The sequence below is a fragment of the Streptomyces jumonjinensis genome (genome assembly GCF_009600885.1).
In the GTDB taxonomy this organism is placed as follows: domain Bacteria; phylum Actinomycetota; class Actinomycetes; order Streptomycetales; family Streptomycetaceae; genus Streptomyces; species Streptomyces jumonjinensis.
The window spans coordinates 24,279-24,878 of record NZ_VCLA01000189.1; the positions used below are offsets into that span (position 1 = coordinate 24,279).

Sequence of the window (600 nt, forward strand, 5' to 3'; positions counted from 1 at the left end):
ACGGAACCCGCCACGGTCGTCGTCACGACGGAACGACGGACGGTCATCACGACGATCGTCACGACGGGGACCGCCGGACCGGTCGTCACGGGGACGCTCATCGCGTCGATCGTCACGGCGGAAACCACCGGGGCGGTCATCGCGACCACCACGGAATCCGCCTCGGTCGCCACCGTCCCTACGACGAGGCTCGCGCTCCGGACGATCGTCGGGAGAGTTGGGGGACATCGGCGTGACTCCTGTCTTCTGGTACTGCTGTCATTCTCGCGCAGCCGGCCATCGGCCGCGCTTTGACCAACTAACAAAACAAAAAAGGACCCTTGATCCAGCGTGAACGCTGGACCAAGGGTCCCTAAATATTGTTCGGCGGCGTCCTACTCTCCCACAGGGTCCCCCCTGCAGTACCATCGGCGCTGAAAGGCTTAGCTTCCGGGTTCGGAATGTGACCGGGCGTTTCCCTAACGCTATAACCACCGAAACCCTATCGGTTTCGAGCGAACAAGCACACTCTTCAATTAAGTGGTTCTACTGAAACCGGCAACTGTTCGTTGCTTCAGAACTAACACAGTGGACGCGAGCAACTGAGGACAAGCCCTCGGC

Annotated in this window: 1 rRNA gene; it reads right to left on the reverse strand. The window is 60.3% G+C overall.

The features are described from left to right. Nucleotides 1–361: 361 nt before the first annotated feature. Nucleotides 362–478: ribosomal RNA gene (gene rrf / locus FF041_RS29595) — 5S ribosomal RNA — on the reverse strand. Between the last annotated feature and the right edge of the window lie 122 nt (nucleotides 479–600).